This is a genomic window from Mucilaginibacter sp. P5_A4 (genome assembly GCF_056400605.1).
On the sequence record NZ_JBFUKX010000020.1, the window covers coordinates 93,489 to 100,929 of the forward strand.

3 protein-coding genes are annotated in these 7,441 nt (G+C 41.2%); all 3 read left to right on the forward strand.

Annotated elements, in window-relative coordinates; translation table 11 throughout:
- Positions 1-10: 10 nt before the first annotated feature.
- The 3 genes from AC1DQW_RS14135 to AC1DQW_RS14145 all read left to right on the forward strand — a co-directional run bounded on the left by AC1DQW_RS14135 (position 11) and on the right by AC1DQW_RS14145 (position 7,307).
- Positions 11-2,371, forward strand: coding sequence for an ABC transporter permease (locus AC1DQW_RS14135; protein ID WP_477454669.1), 2,361 nt, complete (start codon positions 11-13; stop codon positions 2,369-2,371).
- 94 nt (positions 2,372-2,465) lie between these two features.
- Positions 2,466-4,844, forward strand: coding sequence for an ABC transporter permease (locus tag AC1DQW_RS14140; RefSeq protein ID WP_477454670.1), 2,379 nt, complete (start codon positions 2,466-2,468; stop codon positions 4,842-4,844).
- Positions 4,845-4,937: 93 nt separating this feature from the next.
- The gene (locus AC1DQW_RS14145; RefSeq protein WP_477454671.1) at positions 4,938-7,307 is read left to right on the forward strand and encodes an ABC transporter permease; all 2,370 of its coding nucleotides are present in this window, start codon (positions 4,938-4,940) and stop codon (positions 7,305-7,307) included.
- Positions 7,308-7,441: the final 134 nt, after the last annotated feature.

Consider the following 7,441-nt stretch of genomic DNA (forward strand, 5'->3'; position numbering starts at 1 on the left):
TTTAATCATTATGATAAAGAACTATTTTAAAACCGCACTTCGCGTCTTGTTTAATAATAAGGCGCATAGTTTTTTAAATATTGCGGGCCTGGCTATAGGTATAGCCTGTGCATCTATGATATTTTTGTGGGTGCAGGATGAAATGACCTTTAATCATAATTTTGAGAAGCGGAACAACCTTTATACTGTTTTCGAAAACCAAACCTACAATGGTAAAATATCCACCTTCCGTGCTACGCCTGGCCCTATGGCCAAAGCTTTAAAGGCCGACATCCCCGGTATAAAAAACGCGGCCCGTACAGCGGGAAGTGATCACCAGCTATTTTCACTTGGCGATAAGGCAATTAACGAACCCGGTAGTTATGCCGACGCAGAAATATTACCAATACTTAATATGCCTTTTGTATATGGGAAAAGCGCAAATGCGCTGCAGCAGATCCATTCGGTGGTGATTAGCGAGCTCATGGCTAAAAAGTTTTTTGGTAATACCGATCCGGTAGGTAAAACCCTCAGGATGAATAATGAGCAGGATTTTACGGTAACCGGGGTATTTAAAGATCTGCCAAAAAATTCCACCCTGCAGTTTCACTGGCTTGCTCCGTTAACAAATATCGACCATAAAATGCCCTGGATGCAGGATTGGGGCGCCAACTGGGCGCGTACTTATGTTGAGCTGGAACCATCGGCGGATGTTAGGGCAGTTAATAAAAAGCTATCGAATTATCTTGGTACAAAAAAGACCGGTAATAAAACCCAAGCATTCGTTTTTGCCATGAACGATTGGAACCTGTACGATAATTTCACCAATGGTAAAATGGATGGCGGCAGGATAGAATATGTGCGGCTTTTTGCAGCCATAGCTTTCATTATTTTAATTATTGCCTGTATCAACTTCATGAACCTGTCTACCGCGCGATCAGAGAAACGGGCTAAAGAAGTAGGGGTACGCAAGGTAATGGGAGCAGGTAAAGGAAAGCTGATTGGTCAGTTTATAGGTGAAGCTGTTATAATGTCATTTATTGCTGTAGTGATAGCTGTAGGTTTAATTTATATAGCCCTGCCATCATTTAAAAACCTGGTACAAAAAGATTTGTCGGTCAATGTATTTGAATCCGGCCATCTTATTTACCTGGTTGCAATAGGCGGGGTAACGGGTTTACTGGCAGGTAGCTACCCGGCATTTTATCTCTCATCCTTTAACCCGGTAACGGTATTAAAAAGCATGAAACTTAAATCGGGCACCGGTGCGGGCTTCATCAGGCAAGGCCTGGTTGTTATGCAGTTTTCTGTTTCCATTATACTCATTATCGGAACGGTTGTTATATACCAGCAAATTCAGCATGTAAAAAACAGGGAACTGGGTTATAGTAAAAGTAACCTGATCTATATTAATGCACAAGGCAAATTAACCGATCATTTTACAGGAATATATAATGATTTAAAACAATCGGGGTTTGTTGAGGATGCTGCTCTAAGTGAATACCCGGTAGTACAGATCTGGAATAATACCGATAACTACGCATGGAAAGGTAAGGATGCATCCAAAAATCCACTAATCACGTGGGAAAATGTTAGTCCGCAGTTTGTGAAAACCATGGGTATGAAGCTAACATCGGGCAGGGATTTTTATTCTGATCCAAAACTTGACAGTAATAATGTGATCATCAATGAAGCATTTGCCAGGCAAATGGGAAAAGAGGGCCACGTAGGAGGGATAATAAGGGATGGCGGTAATAAAGTGCTTACAATAACCGGCATCATTAAAGATTTTTTGTACAACGATATGTACATGTCGGGCGCCCCGCTTTTGCTATATAACCATCCCGAAGTTACAAGGGTTTTAAGTGTAAGGTTAAAGGCAGGTGTAAACTTGAAAGAAGCATTAACCAAAACAGGAGATATTTTAAAAGGAAATAATCCTGGTTACCCTTTTGAATACAAGTTTATTGATGAGGATTTTAACCAACTGTTTATAACCGAAACCCTAACCGGCAATCTGGCAGGTGTTTTTGCATCCCTGGCAATATTCATATCATGTCTTGGCTTATTCGGCCTTGCTGCCTATACGGCCGAACGCAGGATAAAGGAAATAGGAATCCGCAAGGTATTGGGTGCTACAGTTGCGGGTTTAACAGGTTTGTTATCAAAGGATTTTTTAAAGCTGGTAGGTATTTCATGCCTGATAGCATTCCCGGTAGCCTGGTGGGCCATAGCCAAATGGCTGCAAAATTACCAGTACCGTATAACTATACATTGGTGGGTATTTGCCATTGCAGGGGTATTAGCCATGCTGATAGCCCTGGCGACAGTTAGTTTCCAGGCCATAAAAGCCGCGTTGACTAATCCTGTTAAGAGTTTGAGGAGCGAATGACCAGTTTGCAGCAGGCGGTTATCAGATTGTTGATTTAAAACTGGCCGCCATATACCAATGAACTAATGAACAAGTGAACAAATGAACTAACATCATGATAAAGAACTACATTAAAATAGCCTGGAGAAATTTAAAGCGTAATAAAGCTTACGCAGCTATTAGTGTTATTGGTTTGGCGCTTGGTATTGCCTGCGGCATTTTGATTTTTACGCTGATAACCTATCACCTCAGCTTTGATACTTTTCATAAAGATCCCGACAGGGTTTTTCGCTTGTATACCGAGTGGCATGATGAGGGGATTGATAAATCAAACGGAGTACCCCAGCCTTTAGGAAAAACATTCAGAAACGATTTTACCCTGGGCGAAAAAACAGCAAGGGTAATAAACCTTCATCGACCCCTGATCACGATCACAAAGGGTAACGATGTTAAAAAGTTTGAGGAAGAAGATGGTGTGGCTTTTGCAGAAACCCCATACTTTGATATATTGAATTTTCCGTTGTTAAAAGGAGATATAAAAACGGTATTGGTAGCGCCCGGCGAAGCCATTATCACCGAAAAAATAGCGCATAAATACTTTGGCAACGGTAATGCCGTGGGTAAGGTGATTCGCCTGGATAATAAAGTGAATTTTACCATTACCGGTATTTTAAAAGATATACCAGCCAATACCGACCGTCGGCAGCAGATCTATTTATCATATGGCAGCATGGAAGAATACACTGATAAGCGCCGKGAAGATAATTGGGGCGGTGTATACAGTGGGAGCGAGGCATTTACAAAGCTTAAAACAGGCATATCAAAAACTCAGGGCGAAAAAGCTTTGGCCGAAATTGTAAAAAAACACTACACAGGCCGCGACCTGAAAGTGTGGTTTTTTAAACTACAACCTATTAGCGATATTCATTTTAACGCCGAGCTTGACGGTTACGCAGATAAAAAGTATTTATGGGCGCTATTTTTTATAGGGATATTCCTGATTATTACTGCCTGCGTAAATTTTGTAAACCTGGCAACAGCACAGGCGCTTAACCGCTCAAAAGAAGTTGGGATCCGCAAAGTATTGGGTAGCCTGCCTCACCAGCTTTTTTGGCAGTTTATAGCCGAAACTGCTTTAATAACGGTTGTGGCGGTTGTTTTAGCGGTAGGGATATCGTATGTGGCCTTACCTGCAATAAACCATTTGTTCCAATCAGAAATGCAATTTAATATTGCCGGGCTATCGGTGTTCATCATTCTGATAGGTATTGCGGTGGTTTTCCTTTCCGGCTCTTATCCGGGTTTGGTGTTAGCCAGGTTTCAGCCTATTATGGCCCTTAAAAGCAAGCTATCGCAAGAACACGTTGGCGGCTTTTCATTACGCCGTATTTTGGTGGTAACACAGTTTGCTATTTCGCAGGTATTAATTATTGGCACTATCATTATTGTATCGCAATTACATTACTCGCAAACTGCCGATCTGGGCTTCAGGAAAGACGGTATAGTTTTACTGCCCGTGCCATCAAATGATAAGACAAAACTAAGCACCATGAAAAATCGCCTGAACGAAGTTCAGGGAGTAGAAAAGGTTTCGTATTGTTATCGTCCGCCTGCTTCACAATCAAATAATACCACCGGCGTTAATTATGATCATCGGGCCGAAGACGAGCACTGGGGTATCAATACCAAAACTGCGGATGAAAATTACCTTTCAACATTTAGTTTAAAATTGGTTGCTGGCCGCAATTTTTTTCCTGCTGATACAACAAAGGAGTTTGTGGTGAATGAAACCTTTGTTAAAAAACTTCATTTAAAACCACAGGACGTTATTGGCAAAATGCTATCGATAAACGGCAAACGTACTACTGCACCGATAGTAGGAGTGGTTAAGGATTTTTACAATTACTCGTTCCATAGCGAAATTTCGCCGGTATGTATGATGCCAAATTTTAATAACTATTCAACTGTTGCCATCAAAATAAATATGCGTAATGCAAAGAGTTCGCTGGCATCTTTCGAAAAGATCTGGAACCAAACTTTCCCCGAAGAGCTTTACTCATACCAGTTTTTGGATGATAGTATCAAAAAGTTTTACGAGATGGATAATATCCTGCTTACGCTAATTGAAGCTTTCGCCGGCATTGCCATAGTTATAGGCTGCCTGGGCCTATATGGTTTGGTATCGTTTATGGCGGTACGTAAAACCAAAGAGATCGGCGTTCGTAAAGTGCTTGGAGCCGAAATAAAGAATATCCTTTGGTTGTTTGGCAGGGAGTTTACCTTTTTGCTGCTGATAGCTTTTGTAATAGCCGCACCATTAGCCTGGTGGGCCATGCATAATTATCTGAAAGATTTTCAATACCGGATAACCATCGGCCCGGTTATATTCCTGGAATCGATACTGTTAACATTTATTATTGCTACCATAACAGTAGGTTACCGGTCTGTAATGGCATCACTGGCAAATCCGGTGAAGAGTTTGAGAAGCGAGTAGGAAGGCGAAAGGTATGGCAGAAAGCTTAAAGCAAAAGGCTCAAAGCGGAAGGACTAATTAAAGTGAAGCGAAAAGTACTAATAACCAAATGAGATGATAAAAAACTATCTGAAAATAGCCTGGCGAAATATCGTTAACAATAAGGTGTACAGCGCAATAAATATATTGGGTTTGGCTGCCGGGATGGCTGTGGCATTACTGATTGCATTATGGGTTAACAATGAATATTCGTACGATAAGTTTTTGCCCGGTTATGAGCAGGCCTACCAGGTGCGCCGCAATTTTAACAGCAATGGCGAAACATTAACATTTAGTTCAACCTCACTTAAATTAGCCGACGTTTTAAAAAGCAATTACCCCGAGATTGAATATGTAGTGCCAACAGATGGCAATGGTTCACACGGTTTGCTGGTAGGTGATAAAAAGTTTTTTTTGGATGGCCCTCGGGTTGGCAGCGATTTTTTAAAGGTTTTTCCTTATCATATGCTCCAGGGTGATGCGGGTTCAGCATTAAAGGATGCCTATTCTATTGTGCTTACAAAGGCAACTGCAATTGCTTTATTTGGTAATACCAACGTGATAAACAAGGTAGTAAAGGTTGATAATGCTTTTAATTTAAAAGTAACAGGTGTGGTTGATGATATCCCTTTAAACTCATCATTTCAGTTTAAATATCTTATTCCATTTAGTTTACTCGAGCAAACTAATGCATACATGAAGGGCGCTCATAATAGCTTTGGCTATAATGGATTTAACATATTTGTAAAGTTAAAGCCTGGTATCAGTTATGCCCAGATCGCGCCTAAAATTAAAAACATGGAAAAAGGCGAAAATAATATCAACGCCAAAAACTCCGAGGTGATAATGCAGCCGCTGCAAGACTGGCATTTATATGCAGATTACAGGAATGGCATAGCCAGCGGTGGTTTTATCGAATATGTCCGTATTTTCAGCATTATAGGTATTTTAGTATTGCTGATAGCCTGCGTTAATTTTATCAACCTTACAACCGCCCGCTCAGAAAAACGAGCGCGTGAAGTAGGTATTCGCAAAGCCATTGGTTCTCAGCGCAGTAACCTCATCTTCCAGTTCCTTACCGAGTCAGCGTTAATTACATTTATATCATTTTTGTGCTCGCTGTTGTTTGTACAGTTGGCATTAGGGCCGTTTAATGCGTTAACAGGTACTGCTATAAGCATCCCTTTTAATAGTATTTCTTTTTGGCTCATCATGATGGCAGGTGTTTTGTTTACAGCGCTCATTGCGGGCTGCAGGCCGGCCTTTTACCTGTCATCATTTAACCCTGTTAAAGTTTTAAAAGGAACTATAAAAGTAGGCCGGTCGGCATCGTATTCCAGGAAAGCTTTAGTGGTTATGCAGTTTAGCTGTTCTATAGCTTTGATCATCAGTACTGTAGTGATTTACAGGCAGATCCAGTTTGCCAGGAACAGGCAATCGGGCTATAACATAAATCGTTTGCTTACTACCTATTCAAACGCCGACCTCGGCAAAAATTACAATGCTCTTAAAAACGACCTGCTTCAAAGCAGCATAGTGCAAAGTGTTACACAATCATCGAGTCCGGCAACCGACATCTGGTTGCATAACAATATTGATAACTGGCCCGGTAAATTTGCCGGTGAAACTGTTGAAATGGGTGTCATATCGGTATCCGGCGATTATTTTAAAACCCTGGGAATGCAAATACAATCCGGGCGGAATTATGATAACGTAGCTGCAGATACTCAAAACGTGGTATTTAACCAAGCGGCAATACAGCGGCTGCGCCTGAAAAATCCCATTAACCAGGTTATAAAGTATGGCGGAGCAAAGTTAAAGATCATTGGTGTTGTAAAAGACGCCCTCATGCTTTCGCCTTTTGCCAAAGCCGATCCAACCATGTTTTTGTATAGTACTTATCCACAGGATAACCTAATTTACCGCTTGTCGCCAAATATAAATACGCACCAGGCAATAGATCAGCTTAATAAAATTTTTGCCAAATATAATCCCGCTTACCCTTATTCCTACAGGTTTGTTGATGATGATTATAACCGGAAATTCGGGCAGGAAGTGTTAGTAGGTAAGCTATCGGGCATTTTCGCCTTGCTGGCCATATTTATATCATGCCTCGGCCTTTTCGGGTTGGCTGCTTATATAGCAGAGCAACGTACCAAAGAGATTGGCGTGCGCAAGGTATTGGGTGCTACCGTTAGTCAACTCTGGTTTTTGTTATCAAAAGATTTTGTACTACTGGTGATTATCAGTTGTATAATAGCCTCGCCCATTGCTTTGTTTTTTTTACAAAGCTGGCTGCAAAAGTACGAATACAGGATAAGTGTTGGGCCGGGAGTGTTTATCCTCTCGGCAATAGCTGCAATCGCGATTACATTAATCACCATAAGTTTCCAGGCTATTAAAGCGGCTATTGCAAATCCTGTTAAAAGTTTAAGAAGCGAATAATTGAGGCGAAAGGCTAAAGGTGAAAGGTAAAAGGTTTTTTTCAGGTGAATCAACCCGGCAAATTTTTTTGCCGGGTTGATTCACCTTTCACCTTTCACCTTTCACCTTTCACCTTTCACCTTTCACCTTTCACC